Annotated in this window: 14 protein-coding genes; 8 read left to right on the top strand and 6 right to left on the bottom strand. The window is 63.3% G+C overall.

Going from position 1 to position 14,617, the window contains the following annotated elements; genetic code table 11:
• Positions 1 to 6: 6 nt before the first annotated feature.
• Positions 7 to 882, bottom strand: coding sequence for a bifunctional helix-turn-helix transcriptional regulator/GNAT family N-acetyltransferase (locus tag ACP15O_RS01040; protein WP_425094176.1), 876 nt, complete (start codon positions 880 to 882; stop codon positions 7 to 9).
• A gap of 118 nt (positions 883 to 1,000) precedes the next feature.
• Here ACP15O_RS01040 and ACP15O_RS01035 point away from each other — a divergent pair, with 118 nt between their 5' ends.
• The gene (locus tag ACP15O_RS01035) at positions 1,001 to 1,600 is read left to right on the top strand and encodes a nicotinate-nucleotide adenylyltransferase (protein WP_425094175.1); all 600 of its coding nucleotides are present in this window, start codon (positions 1,001 to 1,003) and stop codon (positions 1,598 to 1,600) included.
• A gap of 63 nt (positions 1,601 to 1,663) precedes the next feature.
• Complete coding sequence (gene dacB / locus ACP15O_RS01030) at positions 1,664 to 3,154, top strand: D-alanyl-D-alanine carboxypeptidase/D-alanyl-D-alanine endopeptidase (protein WP_425094174.1); 1,491 nt, start codon at positions 1,664 to 1,666, stop codon at positions 3,152 to 3,154.
• Here dacB and ACP15O_RS01025 read toward each other — a convergent pair.
• Positions 3,151 to 3,582, bottom strand: coding sequence for a tellurite resistance TerB family protein (locus ACP15O_RS01025; protein ID WP_425094173.1), 432 nt, complete (start codon positions 3,580 to 3,582; stop codon positions 3,151 to 3,153). The two genes, dacB and ACP15O_RS01025, sit on opposite strands and share 4 nt — an antisense overlap.
• A 122-nt stretch (positions 3,583 to 3,704) precedes the next feature.
• On the opposite strand from ACP15O_RS01025, the gene ACP15O_RS01020 reads away from it, so the two are divergent.
• The 3 genes from ACP15O_RS01020 (at position 3,705) to ACP15O_RS01010 (ending at position 8,583) form a co-directional block, all read left to right on the top strand.
• Positions 3,705 to 5,279 (top strand): lysine--tRNA ligase, encoded by a 1,575-nt coding sequence (locus ACP15O_RS01020; RefSeq protein WP_425094172.1) that lies wholly within the window; start codon positions 3,705 to 3,707, stop codon positions 5,277 to 5,279.
• A 107-nt stretch (positions 5,280 to 5,386) separates the two neighbouring features.
• Entirely contained in the window at positions 5,387 to 6,130 is a 744-nt protein-coding gene (locus ACP15O_RS01015; protein WP_425094171.1) for a DUF4336 domain-containing protein, read from the top strand.
• A 164-nt stretch (positions 6,131 to 6,294) separates the two neighbouring features.
• A complete protein-coding gene (locus tag ACP15O_RS01010; protein WP_425094170.1) occupies positions 6,295 to 8,583 on the top strand; it encodes a glycosyl hydrolase family 28-related protein in 2,289 nt (762 codons plus the stop codon).
• 17 nt (positions 8,584 to 8,600) lie between these two features.
• Here ACP15O_RS01010 and ACP15O_RS01005 read toward each other — a convergent pair whose 3' ends face one another.
• Both ACP15O_RS01005 and ACP15O_RS01000 read right to left on the bottom strand, forming a co-directional pair.
• Positions 8,601 to 9,092 (bottom strand): HugZ family pyridoxamine 5'-phosphate oxidase, encoded by a 492-nt coding sequence (locus tag ACP15O_RS01005; RefSeq protein ID WP_425094169.1) that lies wholly within the window; start codon positions 9,090 to 9,092, stop codon positions 8,601 to 8,603.
• A gap of 53 nt (positions 9,093 to 9,145) precedes the next feature.
• Positions 9,146 to 9,787, bottom strand: coding sequence for a hypothetical protein (locus ACP15O_RS01000; protein WP_425094168.1), 642 nt, complete (start codon positions 9,785 to 9,787; stop codon positions 9,146 to 9,148).
• Positions 9,788 to 9,905: 118 nt separating this feature from the next.
• Between ACP15O_RS01000 and ACP15O_RS00995 the strand changes: the two genes are divergently transcribed.
• The gene (locus ACP15O_RS00995) at positions 9,906 to 10,226 is read left to right on the top strand and encodes an antibiotic biosynthesis monooxygenase family protein (RefSeq protein ID WP_425094167.1); all 321 of its coding nucleotides are present in this window, start codon (positions 9,906 to 9,908) and stop codon (positions 10,224 to 10,226) included.
• 14 nt (positions 10,227 to 10,240) lie between these two features.
• On the opposite strand, the gene trxC is transcribed toward ACP15O_RS00995, so the two are convergent.
• Both trxC and ACP15O_RS00985 read right to left on the bottom strand, forming a co-directional pair.
• Entirely contained in the window at positions 10,241 to 10,672 is a 432-nt protein-coding gene (trxC, locus tag ACP15O_RS00990; RefSeq protein ID WP_425094166.1) for a thioredoxin TrxC, read from the bottom strand.
• A 61-nt stretch (positions 10,673 to 10,733) separates the two neighbouring features.
• Positions 10,734 to 11,417, bottom strand: coding sequence for an arylesterase (locus tag ACP15O_RS00985; protein WP_425094165.1), 684 nt, complete (start codon positions 11,415 to 11,417; stop codon positions 10,734 to 10,736).
• Between ACP15O_RS00985 and ACP15O_RS00980 the strand changes: the two genes are divergently transcribed.
• Both ACP15O_RS00980 and ACP15O_RS00975 read left to right on the top strand, forming a co-directional pair.
• Positions 11,416 to 12,102 (top strand): ABC transporter ATP-binding protein, encoded by a 687-nt coding sequence (locus ACP15O_RS00980; RefSeq protein ID WP_425094164.1) that lies wholly within the window; start codon positions 11,416 to 11,418, stop codon positions 12,100 to 12,102. The two genes, ACP15O_RS00985 and ACP15O_RS00980, sit on opposite strands and share 2 nt — an antisense overlap.
• The gene (locus tag ACP15O_RS00975) at positions 12,099 to 14,615 is read left to right on the top strand and encodes an ABC transporter permease (RefSeq protein ID WP_425094163.1); all 2,517 of its coding nucleotides are present in this window, start codon (positions 12,099 to 12,101) and stop codon (positions 14,613 to 14,615) included. The genes ACP15O_RS00980 and ACP15O_RS00975 overlap by 4 nt, the downstream gene beginning before the upstream one ends.
• The last annotated feature ends 2 nt before the right edge of the window (positions 14,616 to 14,617 follow it).

The following is a 14,617-nucleotide window of genomic DNA, read 5'->3' as shown; positions in this document are numbered from 1 at the left end:
ACGCCCCTACAGGGTCTTTTCAAAAAAGTGGTCCGGATAGGGGTCATCGTTGAAACGGTCGATCTCGGTCCAGCCAGCGCTGCGATACATGCTGACGGCCTCGGGCAGGGCCGAGTTGGTATCCAGCCGCAAGGTAGCAATGCCCAGATCGCGCGCGCGGGTTTCAATCCGGAACATCAGGCGCTTGGCCATCCCCAGCCCCCGCGCGGCGGGCGAGACCCACAGGCGTTTGATCTCGGCATAGCCCTTGTCCGTGCCCTTCAGCCCGACGCAGCCCAGCGGCACCCCATCCGACACCGCCACCACAAAGGCCCCGCGCGGCGCCAGCATATCCGCGGCCTCGGGATCGGCGGACAGAGACACGTCAAACCCGGTGCGCAGACGCTGCGACAGTTCCTTGTAATAGGCGTTCAGGCACCCAAGGGCCGCCGGGTGGCGCGGGTCCAGCTCTTGCATGTCAACGTCATCGGGGCCCAGAGCCGTGGCGATCAGATCCATCGCCGCCAGAACAGCGGCCGGATCGGGATGGCGCGTCAGCAGGGATTGGGCGCGGGCATTGGACAGGGCATTATAGGCCTCACACTCGGCCCGCCCTCGATCCGTCAGGACGGCGCGGCGCCGACGGCCATCGGCGGCGTCTTTCTCTAAGGTGGTCAGGCCCTCATCCTGTAGCGTTTTCAGATAGCGGCTCAGCAAGGTCTTATCCAGCCCCAGGTAGCGGCGAATATCCTCTAGATCTGCACCCTGCGCGCCGATGGCATGAAGCACCCGCGCCACCCCCAACGGCCGCCCGCGCCCCAGGAAAGACTGATCCAGAGCCCCGGTTTCACGCGTCACCGCCCGATTGAAGCGGCGGATGCGGGCGATTGCATTGTCGGACATTTTTGATTTACCTCAGTCAACCTATTTGGTTTGCATAAGTCAACGATACTCTCTCTGTCAACCGCAGGATGCGTCAATCGGCTTGACAGGCCTCATATGCCAGGGCGATGGAAGCGGGATGAGAAACTCTGTGCCATATGCGCCTGCGGGGCGGGTGGTCGGGCTGCTGGGGGGATCCTTCGATCCGGCCCACGAAGGCCATGCGCATATCACCCGCGAGGCCCTGAAACGCTTCGGGCTGGACGAGGTCTGGTGGCTGGTCAGCCCCGGCAACCCGCTTAAAGAACACGGCCCCGCCGGCATGGATCGCCGCCTCCGGCACGCGCGGCAGGTGATGCAGCACCCGCGCGTCAAAATCACCGACATCGAGGCACAGCTGGGCACGCGCTATACCGCGCAGACCCTGCGCCAGTTGCAGCGGCTTTATCCAAAGGTCCGCTTTGTCTGGCTGATGGGCGCGGACAATCTGGTGCAGTTCAGCCAATGGCAGGACTGGCGATGGATCATGCGCTCGGTCCCGGTAGGAGTGCTGGCCCGGCCCGGCCAGAGAATCTCGGCCCGGTCCTCGAAAACCGCACGGGTATTCGAGCACGCGCGCCTGGGCCGATCCGACAGCCGGATGCTGGGACATGCCGCAGCGCCGAAATGGTGCTTTCTGAACGTCCCGATGCGAGATCATTCGTCAACAGAAATCCGCGACAGGGGTGATTGGCGCTAATTCAGAAGCAAACGTCAATTTTGGGCGCTTGTTCTATATGAAAGGCTGGGGTTAGATTTTCCCATGGTTCAACGCATTTCCAGACGTTCCTTTTTTACCATCGCTGCGGGGTTCGCGGCGCAGCCCGTGCTGGCGGGGCCGCCTGCTCTGTCACTGCGCCCGCATCTGCGCCCCGACGGGTTTCACAAGATGGCCGTCACCGGGGCCGAGGCCCTGATCGCCAAGGCCGGGCTAAGCGGAGAGGTCTCGTTCATCGTGGCCGACGCGAAAACCGGCCAGATCCTAGAGACCCGCCACGCTGATCAGGGGCTGCCGCCGGCCAGTGTGGCGAAATCCGTGACCGCTCTTTATGCGCTGGAACATCTGGGGCCTGACCATCGCTTTCGGACGCGCCTGATTGCTACAGGTCCGGTTCAGGGCGGCAAAATCCAGGGCGATCTGATCCTGGCGGGCGGCGGCGACCCGACCCTGGACACCGATGCCCTGGCGACAATGGCCGCAGGGCTGAAAAACGCGGGCGTCACCGGGATCACCGGCAAATTTCTGGTCTGGGGCGGCTCTGTTCCCTATGCGCGGCAGATCGATTCCAGCCAGCCCGAGCATGTAGGCTATAACCCGGCGCTCTCGGGGCTGTCGCTGAACTTCAACCGGGTGCATTTCGAATGGAAACGGGCTGGCGACAGCTGGGGCGTGACAATGGACGCCCGATCCGAACGCTACCGCCCTGCCGTCCGTATGGCCACGATGTCCGTCGTGAAACGGGATCTGCCGGTCTATACCTATCGCGACCGCAACGGCGTGGACAGCTGGACCGTCGCCAGCGGGGCCCTGGGCAAGGGCGGCTCTCGCTGGTTGCCCGTACGCAAACCGGACATTTACGCCGGGCAGGTGTTCCGCACCCTGGCCCGCGCGGAGGGAATTGCGCTACCGCGCGAGGCCCAGGCCGCCAAACTGCCGGGTGGGACGGCTCTGATCACCCATGAAAGCGACACGCTGCGCAACATCCTGCGCGGGATGCTGAAATATTCCACCAACCTGACCGCCGAACTGGTGGGGCTGGCGGCCACGCGGGCGCGGCTGGGTAAGGCCGGCACTCTGCGCGGCTCGGCCCAGGAAATGAGCCGCTGGGCCGCGCAAAGGCTGGGCATGACGCATACCCGGCTGGTGGATCACTCGGGATTGGGCGATGGCTCGCGCCTGACATCCGAGGACATGGGCCACGCCCTGAGCGCCGCCTATCACAACGGCCCGCTGCGCGATCTGATGAAGAATATCCCCCTGCGCGATGCGCGCGGACGGGTGAACAAGGCCCACCCGATCAAGGTACGCGCCAAGACCGGAACGCTGAATTTCGTCAGCTCTCTGGCCGGGTACATGACGGCCGCAGACGGGACCGAGCTGACTTTCGCGATTTTCACCGCAGATCAGGCACGCCGCAAACGCTTGAGCCGCGCCGAACGTGAACGCCCCGACGGGGGGCGCCACTGGAACAAGTCGTCAAAGAAGCTGCAACAGGCCCTGATCGAGCGCTGGGGCACGCTTTATGGCAGTTAAAGGCTGATGTGCCGCGCCCGCGCGCCGCGCTCGATCGCGGCGGCGTGCAGGCGGTCGATGTTCAGCTCATAACGGATCTCTTCCAGCAGGCGCAGCTCGGTTTCCTGAAGCGTGCCATCGGCGGCAGCCACATCGCAGGCCAGCGCATAGGCCGTTTCGAACAGTTTTTCCGGCAGGTTGTCGCGGATCAGACCGAACAGAGCATCCAGCCCGTCCTCTTCTCCGAACAGATCCATCACGGTTTTGCCCATGACATTCATCCGGTCGATATCGTAATCGGCAAAAATCGGCAGGTGATTCACCGCGTTCTGAATCTTCACCAATTCAGCGGTGCGCAGCTCCTCGTCTGAGGCCGAAACGGCAATCATCAGCGCCACAAGGCAGTCTTGCGGGCTGAGCGGGTGGGAAACATCGGCTTCTGCGGTCATTTCATGCGTCCTGATGATCGTTGTCGCAGTGCAGAATATTGACTGTCGCGCCGCGCCGCAATAGGAAGCGGCGGTCTGCCGCGCATGGGGCGCGGGCGGACCCATCTCTGTTGGAGCAAGACATGTCTGACCTGCGTGAAGCCGCACTCAAATCCAAAGCCTGGCCCTTTGAGGAGGCCCGCAAGCTGGTCAAACGCTACGAAAAGAAGGCCCCCGAAAAGGGGCATGTCCTGTTTGAAACCGGCTATGGGCCGTCGGGCCTGCCGCATATCGGCACCTTTGGCGAGGTCGCCCGCACCACGATGATCCGCCACGCGTTCGAGCTGATCAGCGACATCCCCACCCGTCTGATCTGTTTTTCGGACGATATGGACGGGATGCGCAAAGTGCCCGAAAACGTGCCGAACCAGGAATTGCTGCACGCCAATATCCAAAAACCGCTGACCGCCGTGCCCGACCCGTTCGAGGAATTCGACAGCTTTGGCGATCACAACAACGCCATGCTGCGCCGGTTTCTGGATACGTTCGGATTTGAATACGAGTTCTACTCGGCCACCGAATTCTACAAGACCGGCCAGTTCGACGAGGTGCTGAAACGCGCCGTGGACAAATACGATGACGTGATGAAGGTGATGCTGAAATCCCTGCGCGAAGAGCGCCAGCAGACCTACTCGATCTTCCTGCCCATCCACCCCGAAACCGGCCGCGTTCTGTATGTGCCGATGAAATCGGTAAACAAGGACGATTACACCATCACCTTCGATGACGAGGGCGGCCGCGAATGGACCCTGCCGGTGACTGGTGGCAATGTGAAATTGCAATGGAAGCCCGATTTCGGCGCCCGCTGGGCCGCTCTGGACGTGGATTTCGAAATGTACGGCAAGGATCACAGCACCAACACGCCGATCTATGACCGGATCTGCCAGATTCTGGGCGGCAAGAAGCCCGAGCATTTCACCTATGAGCTGTTCCTGGACGAAAACGGTGAGAAGATTTCCAAGTCGAAAGGCAACGGGCTGACGATCGACGAATGGCTGACCTATGCCAGCACCGAAAGCCTGTCGTACTTCATGTATCAAAAGCCCAAGACCGCCAAGCGGATGCATTTCGACGTAATCCCCAAGGCCGTGGACGACTACCACCAGCAGCTGCGCGCCTTCCCCGGTCAGGATGCGGCGCAACAGGTGAATAACCCGGTCTGGCATATCCACAACGGCAACCCGCCCGCGTCCACCATGGTGGTGCCTTTTGGGATGCTGCTGAACCTGGCGTCCGTGTCGGGGGCCGAGGACAAGGACACGATGTGGGGCTTTATTCAGCGCTATGCGCCGGATGCCAGCCCCGAAACCAATGCCGATATGGATCAGGCCGCGGGCTTTGCCGTGCGCTACTACAACGACTTCGTGAAGCCGACCAAAGTGTTCCGCGCGCCCACCGATCTGGAGCGCGAAGCCCTGACCGAGCTTCGCGACAAGCTGGCCGCCTGGGATGCCCCCGTGGACGCAGAAGAGCTGCAAGGGCTGGTGTTCAGTGTGGGCCGCGAACGGTTCGATCCGATGCGCGACTGGTTCAAGGCGCTCTATGAGGTGCTGCTGGGCGCGTCCCAGGGGCCGCGCTTCGGCGGGTTCATCGCGCTCTATGGGATCGACGAAACCATCGCTCTGATTGATAAGGGCCTGGCGGGCGAGCTGGGCTAAGCCCCGTCTGGACCAATATCCGGACATATATAAAGAGGCCGCGCCGGGTGCGCGGCCTTTTGCATTTTACGCTTGTTTTTGCAGACGGCGCGCAGGATGAATGTCGCATGACGGGATACGAGCCTCTGAACACGCTGAAACCCGTGGCGCGGGACATCTGGCTGATCGACGGCCCCGCGATCCGGTTTTACGGGATGCCCTTTTCCACCCGTGCCACGGTGGCCCGGCTGGCCGGTGGCGGGCTGTGGGTACATTCGCCCACGCGGCTGACGGATGGGCTGCACACCGAGCTGGACGCGCTGGGGCCAGTGCGCCACCTGATCGCGCCGAACTGGATTCACTATGCCTATGTGCATGAATGGCAGGCGGCCTTCCCCAGCGCCCAGGCCTGGGCCGCGCCGGGCGTAAAGGAACGCGCCAGGCGGCGCGGGCTGCCGGGGCGGTTCGATCATGCGCTGACGGATGAGGCACCGCAAGCCTGGGCCGGACAGATCGAACAGCTGATCGTGAAGGGCTCTTTGATCCACCGCGAGGCAGTGTTTTTCCACCGCGCCAGCCGCAGCCTGATCCTGACAGACCTGATCGAGAATTTCGACCCCGAACACTTGCCCTGGTGGATGAAGCTGGCCACCCGGATCGGCGGCATTCAGGCCCCGAACGGGGGAATGCCGCGCGATATGCGGCTGACCTTTCGCAATCATTTTCCGGCGCTGCGGGGCTCGGTTCAGCAGATGCTGGAGTGGAATCCCGAACGGGTGATCCTGGCCCATGGGCGCTGGTTCAAAACCGATGGGGCCGCTCAGCTACAGCGCGCCTTTGACTGGCTGCCGGATTCGCGCGACGGATCATAAAGTGTAACCCTCTGGAAACAATCAGCAAACGCCCCCACCGTCACGGTGGTCTCAGGGGCTGTTAACCCTTCGTTTGCTATCCCCCTCTCAGCCGGGAGCGGACCCGGACAGCGGATTGCCCGGTCAGGCATGTGGCCTTGCGGGGACAGAGGAAAGGATACGCAATGAACAAGGCGATTACCGATGGTGTGGTATTCATGCCCACCCCGTTCGAGGCTGGGCTGGATGTGTGGTCCAGTGGGGAAGGCACGCCCGGCTCGGACACTTATGACGGGGCCGTGAACGCGGCCTTTGTGCCTGCGGACCAGGATTTCGCGGGCTGTCTGGAATTGCAAAAAACCACCAGCACGCAGCTGCTGCGCTATATGGGCGAAACCCCGATTTATCCGGGCTGCTATCTGCGCATCACCGCACGGGTCAAGGCGATCAGCGGCAACCTGCCCAGCGTTCAGATTTCGGGCTGGGCCGGAGATGGCAACAATGATCTGGTCACCGGGCTGACACGGGTCGGAACCTCGGTGGATCTGACCAGCTACGGCGAGGTCGTCGAGATCAGCGCCATCGTCGGCTCGGGCAATCGCGGCGGTGTGGACATGATCTGGCCCGATCCGGTGATCTATGGGCATTTCGGCCTGAATATCACGGGCCCCAACGGCGGCGTGATCCGTGTGGACGACATCGTGATCGAGGACATCACCGAGGCGTATCTGCGCTCGATGCTGGATTGGGTGGACGTGCGCGATTTCGGCGCCATCGGCAATGGTGTGACGGACGACACCGCCGCCTTCGAGGCCGCAGACGATGCCGCAGACGGGCGCATTGTGCTGATCTCGGCCGGGACGTACTATCTGGGCAGCGACGTGACGTTTTCAAACCGGGTGCGTTTCGAGGGCACAGTGACCATGCCGGACGCGGCCATGCTGTCGCTGACCAAAAACTTTGACCTGCCCACCTATATTGACGCCTTCGACAACGAAGAGCTGGCGTTCAAAAAGGCGTTTCAGTCGCTGCTGAACAATTCCGATCACGAATCGCTGGATCTGGGCGGGCGACGGATCTCGGTTTCGGGGCCGATTGACATGCAGGCGGCGGTGAACAATCGCACCGAATACGCCACCCGCCGCCAGATCCGGAACGGCCAGTTCTATGCCGAAAACAACGCGAACTGGGATACCGAGAGCTTCACCTCGACCGCGACCTATAACGCAAACAATCCGACAACCCTGACCAATGTCACCAATGTCGCCAATATCCCGATCGGCGCGCTTGTGTGGGCAAACGGGGTGGGCCGCGAAGTCTATGTCCGCGCGAAAAACAACGCCACGCAGGAAATCACCCTGTCCCGGCCCCTGTATGATGCGGTGGGCACGCAGACCTATTCCTTTACGCGGTTCAAATACATTCTGGATTTCTCGGGGTTCCAGAAGCTGTCGAAGTTCATGATTTCGGATGTCGAGTTCCAATGCGGCGGCCGCAGCAGCGGCATTCTGCTGGCACCGGCAGGCCTGACGTTCCATCTGAAGGACAGCTTCATGACCGCGCCCAAGGATCGCGGGATTTCCAGCCCCGGCGAAGGCTGTCAGGGCATGTTGATCGACCGCTGCCAGTTCCTGTCGGACGAAGGCGGCACCCGCGCGCAGGATCGGGTCTCGATTGCGCTGAATGCCAATGCCAACGACGTGAAACTACGCAACAACCGGATCACCAAGTTCCGTCATTTCGCGGTCTTGGCCGGGACCAGCTCGATCATTTCGGGCAACCACTGGTTCCAGGGCGACAGCGAACTGGAGGGCCTGCGGACCTCGGGCCTGGTGCTGACCAGCCCCCACAACCGCGCCACCATCGACGGCAACTATATCGACAACTGCTTTGTCGAATGGACGAACGAACACGACCCCGCGCCGGAATTCAACAGCGAGTTTTCCTTCAGCGCGCTGAACATTTCAAACAACGTGTTCCAGTCGATCGATTCGGCGTCCTGGTTCCGCTTCATCGTGATCAAGCCGCACGGGTCCGGGCATTTCATCAACGGGCTGAATGTCACCGGCAACGTGTTCCGCTCGATCCATGGAGTGCTGGACCGCGTGGACCGGGTGGATACCTCGTTTGCCGATCTGGATTTCGGCCGGATGCGCAACATCGTGGTCAAGGGCAACAGCTTTAACAACATCGAACAAGGCATCGAGAACCCGCTGGTTCTGGATCATGAGCAAAACACCCCCAATGACACCTGGACGGTTTATTGCGCGGGCCCGCTGCCGTTTGGCGGCTATGCGCGCAATGTCGAATCCGTCGTGGCCCGGTCCCGCATCCGCGACGGAGGGGGCTCGGATAATTTCGCGATGCCCTGGGTATCGACCGAAGAGGGCGCCAACCGCGATCAGGTACAGCTGCACTGGCCGGAAAATGTCGAGGGCGATGTGACGGTTGTCGTCCGGATGGACGCCTACTAGGTCCGGATGGACGCCTACTAGGCCCCCGCCGCCGGGATCAGATCCCCAGCGCGCAGGTGAAAGGCCCGTCCGAAGCCCCCGTTCAGAAAGGCCCGGACCGGCTCGAACCGCACGAAACTGAAATCGCCAAGCGACAGATACAGCTTGGCCTTGGGATGGTCGCGCAGATACTGCGCGGCCATTTTTTCGTGTTGATCAGAGGGGCGCGGAATGAACGCTGCACGCGCTTGCACGGTCAGACGCGGATGGGCCAGGGCATCGCCTTTCTGCCCCGGCTCGCCCACCAGCAGGGCACAGGCCGGATCGGCCCGCAGCGCCTGCGTATGATAGGCCAGCGCAGACACCAAAGACACGGCCGCGCCCTGCCCCGCGCTCAGGGCGATGCGGCTGACATAGGGCGCGCCGGTTTCGGGATCCTGCACCGCCAGCGCGGTGAACCGCGCGCTGGACAGAAGGGACTGCGCAAGCGCACGGGCTTCGTCATCGGTGGGGCGAATGGGATCGGTCATGCGACCAGTGTTAAGCAGGTCTGCCACGCGCAGCAAGCCAATCTGCCCGGCCCTCAGAACTCCAGCCAAACCCCGAACTTCAGGCCATATTGCTGCGGCCCGGTCAGTGTATGGGTCAGCCCCAGTTCGCCCCAGACGTGGTCTCCGAAGCGCCGCACGACCGAAGGCGCCAACTTTGCGTCAAAGGACAGGCCCGGCACGGTGCTCGTCTGCACCTGCAAGATCGCCTTCCACCGATCCGAGGGCGCCACCCCGATGGTGGTATCCACCTTGTAGGTCGTCGCACGCGTGGCCGTCACGGTGATCGCGGCGGCATCCACCGTCAGCCAGCCCCCGCCCCAACGTGTCTCAATCCCCTTGCCATAGCTTAGCCCCGCGCGCGAAATGGCCCAGCCCCGGTCGATACCGCCGCCCATCTCCAGCGCGAAACGATGGCCTTTTTCGCTGGTCCACAGGGGGATCCGGGTATAGGCGACACCAGAGAAATGGACCTGATCATAGCTGACATCCACCACCATCGTCAGCCTGTCCGAAATCCCGTATTCCATATACTGCGAGGTCATGAAGCCGCTGCCAAAGGCACCATCGCTCCAGGTAGAGGACGTCGAGGAAAACCAGTGCCCCTTCCCGCGCGGCCAGGGGCCCGCCTGCGCGGGAAGGGCCAGTAAACACAAGATCACGCACACAAAACGCATGGCTTCCCCTTTCCGCGATAATTTTGCAGAAAGAAAGGTAAACAGCGCGTTAACCAAATCATTCTTTGGGCCGCGCGCCCTGCGGTGCTAGGCTGAATTCCCGAGGATGGAGGAAAAAATGCCCACGATATCGCAGGATTCACATTTTCAAACTGTCATCACCACATTCGAGGCCACGCCCGGCACCTGTCAGGATCTGCTCGACCTGCTGAACAGCGCTTATGATCAGGTGATCTCGAAACAGCCCGGTTTCATCGCGGCCGGATTGCATGTGAACGATGCCCAGACCCGGATCGCCAACTATTCGCAATGGGAAAAACGCGAAGATTACCAAGCCATGCTGCGCACCGAAGAGATGCGCAAGCGCAACCGCGTTATCAACGAGCTGTGCAAAAGCTTCGAGCCCGTGATGTATGATGTGGCCAGAACCTATGGCTGATGGCTAGGGGCGGATCACACCGCCCCCTGCACCCATTGCACGATCGAGGCCGCCGGCAGCGCCCCGGACTGGCGCGCCTGCTCGCGCCCTCCGGCAAAGGCGGCCATGGTCGGAATGCCCCGGATCGCGTATTTCTGGCTGGCGGCGGGGTGGTCCTGCGTGTTGATCTTGACCAGACGCGCCTGCCCGTTCAGCTGCGTGGCGGCCTTGGCAAATTCGGGCGCCATCATCCGGCAGGGGCCGCACCACGGCGCCCAGAAATCCACCACCAGCGGCAGATCGTCATTGCGCGCGGCCTTTTGCAGGGTGGCCAGATCGACCTCGGCCACCTTGGGCCCCAGCAATTTCGCGCCGCAGGTGCCGCATTTGGGACCGGCGCTCAGCTTCTCGGACGGGATGCGGTTTACCTGCCCGCAGTCCAGACAGGTCAGTTTCTTGGAGGACATGGACAGCTCCTTTATACATATTCGATATGGAATATAATCTGCGGCGCGCAGGGTACAAGCCTCAGCGTGCCTGCATCCGCCCGATCAGTTCCAACACTTTGGGGCCCAATTCCTGCACGATCATCCCCACGCCCGTTGCATTGGGATGGATGCCGTCATCCTGAAAAAATGGCTGCAAATCCGCCGGGGTTCCCTGACCCAAACCACTGAACAGATTGGGGAAATAGACCGCATCGAACTCTTTGGCCAATTCGGGATACATGGCCTGGAACGCATCGCGATACTCGGGGCCATAGTTCGTGGGCGCGGGCACTCCGACCACCATCAGCGCCAACCCGCGATCCCGCACAATCTGGAAAATGCCGTGCAAATTCGCGCGTGAAACCGCCGGATCAATCCCCCGCAGCATGTCATTGCCGCCCAGCGTTACGATCACCCCGCCCACATCGGGCGTCAAAGACCAGTCGATCCGCGCCAGCCCGCCAGCGGTGGTATCGCCCGAAACGCCGGCCTGAATGACGCGAATATCCTGGCCATTTTCAGCCAGCCAGCCGCGCAGCTGCGGCACCAGGCCTTCGTGATCCATCAGGCCATAGCCGGCTGTCAGGCTGTCTCCGAAGGCCATGATCGCCTTGGGCTGCGCCAGCGCGGGCGGCGCCAGCAACAGAAGCACCGCCAATGCCTTGCCGATCGCGCGCGCGCGCCCATATGAAAGAAAAGCCTGAACAAAGAAGAGCATTTGCATGTCGGAGCCGGTATTGTCACTGTCTGAGGCGGGCCTGTCCCTGAACGGGAATGCCGGGTTGGTCGAAATTCTCCACGCCATCACGCTGGATGTCCAGAGCGGCGAGTCGCTGGGCCTGATCGGGCCCTCGGGGTCGGGGAAATCCTCGCTTTTGATGCTGATGGGCGGGCTGGAGACGGCCACAACCGGCAAAATCACCGCCCTGGGGCAGGATCTGACCGCGATGTCCGAGGACCAGCTGGCCCGGTTTCGTCGGGCACATATGGGGGTGGTGTTTCAATCTTTCCACCTTATTCCGACGATGACCGCGCTGGAAAACGTCGCAACCCCGCTGGAACTGGCCGGGAAATCCGATGCCTTTGACCGCGCGATGGAGGAATTGCAGGCCGTCGGGCTAGAGGACCGCGCCGATCACTATCCCAGCCAGATGTCCGGGGGCGAGCAGCAGCGCGTCGCCCTGGCCCGCGCCTCGGCCCCGCGTCCGCAAATCCTGCTGGCGGATGAACCGACGGGCAATCTGGATGGCACCAACGGGGCGGCGATCATCGACCTGCTGTTCGGCCTGCGCGACCGGCACGGCGCAACGCTGGTTCTGGTGACCCACTCGAACGAGCTGGCCCGGCGCTGTGATCGGGTGATCCGCCTGCGCGACGGCCGCATCGACCAGCAGGAGGCCGCCGCATGAGCCTGGCAATTGCGGCCCGCTTCGCACGCCGGGAATTGCGCGGGGGTCTGCGCGGGTTTCGTATCTTTCTGGCCTGTCTGACGCTGGGCGTGGCCGCCATCGCCGGGGTCGGCAGCATCCGTGCCGGGATCGAAGCCGGGCTGGCCCGCGAAGGCGCGGCCTTGCTGGGCGGGGACGCGGAAATGGAGTTCACCTACCGTCTGGCCAGCGCCGAGGAACGCGCCTGGATGGCAGCGCGCGCCACGGCGGTTTCTCAGATCGTGGATTTCAGATCCATGGCCGTGGTGGACGAGGACCGCGGGCTGACGCAGGTCAAGGCCGTGGACGATGCCTATCCGCTGGTGGAGCAGGTCTCGTTGGCGCCGGACATGCCGCTGGGGGACGCGCTGGCCGGGGATGGCACCCTGCCCGGCGCGGTGATGGAGCAAGTGCTGATTGATCGGATGGGCCTGAAAATCGGCGATGATTTCCGCCTGGGCACGCAGGATTTTCGCCTGATGGCGGCCCTGACGCGCGAACCTGACAGCGCGGCGGCGGGCTTTGGGCTGGGGCCCCGGACGATCGTGTTGCAAACCGCGCTGGACGGCTCGGGGCTGCTGGCGCCCGGATCGCTATATGAAGCGAAATACCGGATGACCCTGCCCCCCGGCACCGATCTGGAGACACTGAAGACAGAGGCCCTGAAATCCTTTGAAAACAAGGGCGTACGCTGGAGAGATGCCCGGAACGGCGCGCCGGGAATTGCCAATTTCGTGGACCGGCTGGCCGCCTTTCTGGTGCTGGTCGGCCTGTCCGGGCTGGCGGTGGGCGGCGTCGGCGTGTCCGCCGCCGTGCGCGCCTATCTGGCGGGCAAAACCGGGGTGATCGCCACGCTGCGCAGCCTGGGCGCGGAACGGCGGGTGATTTTCCAGACTTATTTTCTGCAAATCGGGGCCTTGTCGCTGCTGGGCATCGCGCTGGGGCTGACCCTGGGCGGCGTCACCCCCGTGCTGCTGGCCCCGCTGCTGAGCGCGCAATTGCCGGTGCCGGCCGTGTTCGCGCTCTATCCTGCGCCGCTGGCCGAGGCCGCCGTCTACGGCCTGCTGACCGCGCTGATCTTTACGCTCTGGCCGCTGGCCCGCACCGGCGAGGTCAAGGCCGCGACCCTGTTCCGCGATGCCATGGCCGGGGCCCGCGCGCTGCCGCCCCTGCCCTATGTGCTGGCCACCCTAGCGCTGGTGGCGGCGCTGGTGGGCGTGGCGGTGCTGTTTTCAGGGGCGGTGATGCTGACGCTGTGGACGGCGGGCGGCATTCTGGCCGCGCTGATCGTGCTGACCCTGGCGGCCTATGGAATCCGCGCCCTGTCGCGCCGCGCCCGCACCGCGACCCGAGGCCACCCGGCCCTGCGGTGGGCCGTCGCCGCCATCGGTGGCACGCGCGACGAGGCCACGCCGGTTGTCCTGTCGCTGGGTCTGGGGCTGGCCGTTCTGGCCGCTGTCGGACAGATTGACGGGAACCTGCGGCGGGCGATCTCGGGCAATTTGCCGGACGTGGCGCCCAGCTATTTCTTTGTCGATATTCAGCGCGATCAGATGCCCGGATTTCTGGAGCGCGTCGAAAATGACCCGCAAGTCAGCCGCGTTGAATACGCCCCGATGCTGCGCGGCGTGATCACCCGGATCAATGACATCCCCGCCGATCAGGTTGCGGGCGATCACTGGGTCGTGCGCGGCGATCGCGGGATCACCTATGCCGGGCCGCAGCCGCAAAACACCACCATTACCGCTGGCGCATGGTGGCCCGAGGATTACACCGGCCCGCCTCAGATCAGCTTTGCCCGCGAAGAGGCCGAGGAAATCGGCCTGTCCCTGAACGACACCATCACCCTGAACATCCTGGGCCGCGACATCACCGGCACGATCACCAGCTTCCGCGAGGTGGATTTTTCAACCGCCGGAATGGGCTTCGTCCTGGCGGTGAATGAAAACGCGCTGAAGGGCGCGCCGCATAGTTTCATCGCCACCGTCTATGCCGATCCGGGGGCCGAGGCCGCCATTCTGCGCGATCTGGCCAATCAATATCCGAACATCACCGCGATCCGTGTGCGCGACGCTATTGATCGGGTCAGCGTGATGCTGAACGGGATTGCCTCGGCCACGTCCTGGGGCGCGGCGGCGACGCTGCTGACCGGGTTCCTGGTGCTGATCGGAGCAGCCGCAGCGGGCGAACAGGCCCGCAGCTACGAGGCCGCGATCCTGAAAACCCTGGGCGCCACGCGGGGGCGTATCCTGACCAGTTTCGCCCTGCGCGCGGGGCTGCTGGGGGCCGGGGCCGGGCTGGTGGCGCTGGCCGCCGGAATTGCGGGGGGCTGGGCCGTGTCGCATTACGTGATGGACACGGATTTCACGGTGATCTGGGGCTCGGCCATCGGGATTGTCAGCGGCGGGGTGATCGCCACCTTGCTGGCCGGTCTGGGCTTTGCCCGGCGGAGTCTTGCCACCCGTCCGGCCCAGGTGCTGCGCGCGCGCGAATAGCC

The sequence above is a fragment of the Youngimonas ophiurae (nom. illeg.) genome, assembly GCF_049803795.1.
Lineage (GTDB): Bacteria > Pseudomonadota > Alphaproteobacteria > Rhodobacterales > Rhodobacteraceae > Thalassobius.
The sequence above is the reverse complement of the archived record's forward strand: the minus strand, read 5'-3'. Positions and strand labels throughout refer to the sequence as shown.

Excerpts from the sequence above, each read along its gene's own strand:
- ACP15O_RS01025 (WP_425094173.1), bottom strand. The coding sequence starts at position 3,582 with ATGACCGCAGAAGCCGATGTTTCCCACCCGCTCAGCCCGCAAGACTGC.
- ACP15O_RS00975 (WP_425094163.1), top strand. The coding sequence starts at position 12,099 with ATGAGCCTGGCAATTGCGGCCCGCTTCGCACGCCGGGAATTGCGCGGG.
- ACP15O_RS01020 (WP_425094172.1), top strand. The coding sequence starts at position 3,705 with ATGTCTGACCTGCGTGAAGCCGCACTCAAATCCAAAGCCTGGCCCTTT.
- ACP15O_RS00995 (WP_425094167.1), top strand. The coding sequence starts at position 9,906 with ATGCCCACGATATCGCAGGATTCACATTTTCAAACTGTCATCACCACA.
- ACP15O_RS01010 (WP_425094170.1), top strand. The coding sequence starts at position 6,295 with ATGAACAAGGCGATTACCGATGGTGTGGTATTCATGCCCACCCCGTTC.
- ACP15O_RS01040 (WP_425094176.1), bottom strand. The coding sequence starts at position 882 with ATGTCCGACAATGCAATCGCCCGCATCCGCCGCTTCAATCGGGCGGTG.
- ACP15O_RS01005 (WP_425094169.1), bottom strand. The coding sequence starts at position 9,092 with ATGACCGATCCCATTCGCCCCACCGATGACGAAGCCCGTGCGCTTGCG.
- ACP15O_RS00980 (WP_425094164.1), top strand. The coding sequence starts at position 11,416 with ATGTCGGAGCCGGTATTGTCACTGTCTGAGGCGGGCCTGTCCCTGAAC.
- dacB (WP_425094174.1), top strand. The coding sequence starts at position 1,664 with ATGGTTCAACGCATTTCCAGACGTTCCTTTTTTACCATCGCTGCGGGG.
- ACP15O_RS01015 (WP_425094171.1), top strand. The coding sequence starts at position 5,387 with ATGACGGGATACGAGCCTCTGAACACGCTGAAACCCGTGGCGCGGGAC.
- ACP15O_RS01000 (WP_425094168.1), bottom strand. The coding sequence starts at position 9,787 with ATGCGTTTTGTGTGCGTGATCTTGTGTTTACTGGCCCTTCCCGCGCAG.
- ACP15O_RS00985 (WP_425094165.1), bottom strand. The coding sequence starts at position 11,417 with ATGCAAATGCTCTTCTTTGTTCAGGCTTTTCTTTCATATGGGCGCGCG.
- ACP15O_RS01035 (WP_425094175.1), top strand. The coding sequence starts at position 1,001 with ATGAGAAACTCTGTGCCATATGCGCCTGCGGGGCGGGTGGTCGGGCTG.
- trxC (WP_425094166.1), bottom strand. The coding sequence starts at position 10,672 with ATGTCCTCCAAGAAACTGACCTGTCTGGACTGCGGGCAGGTAAACCGC.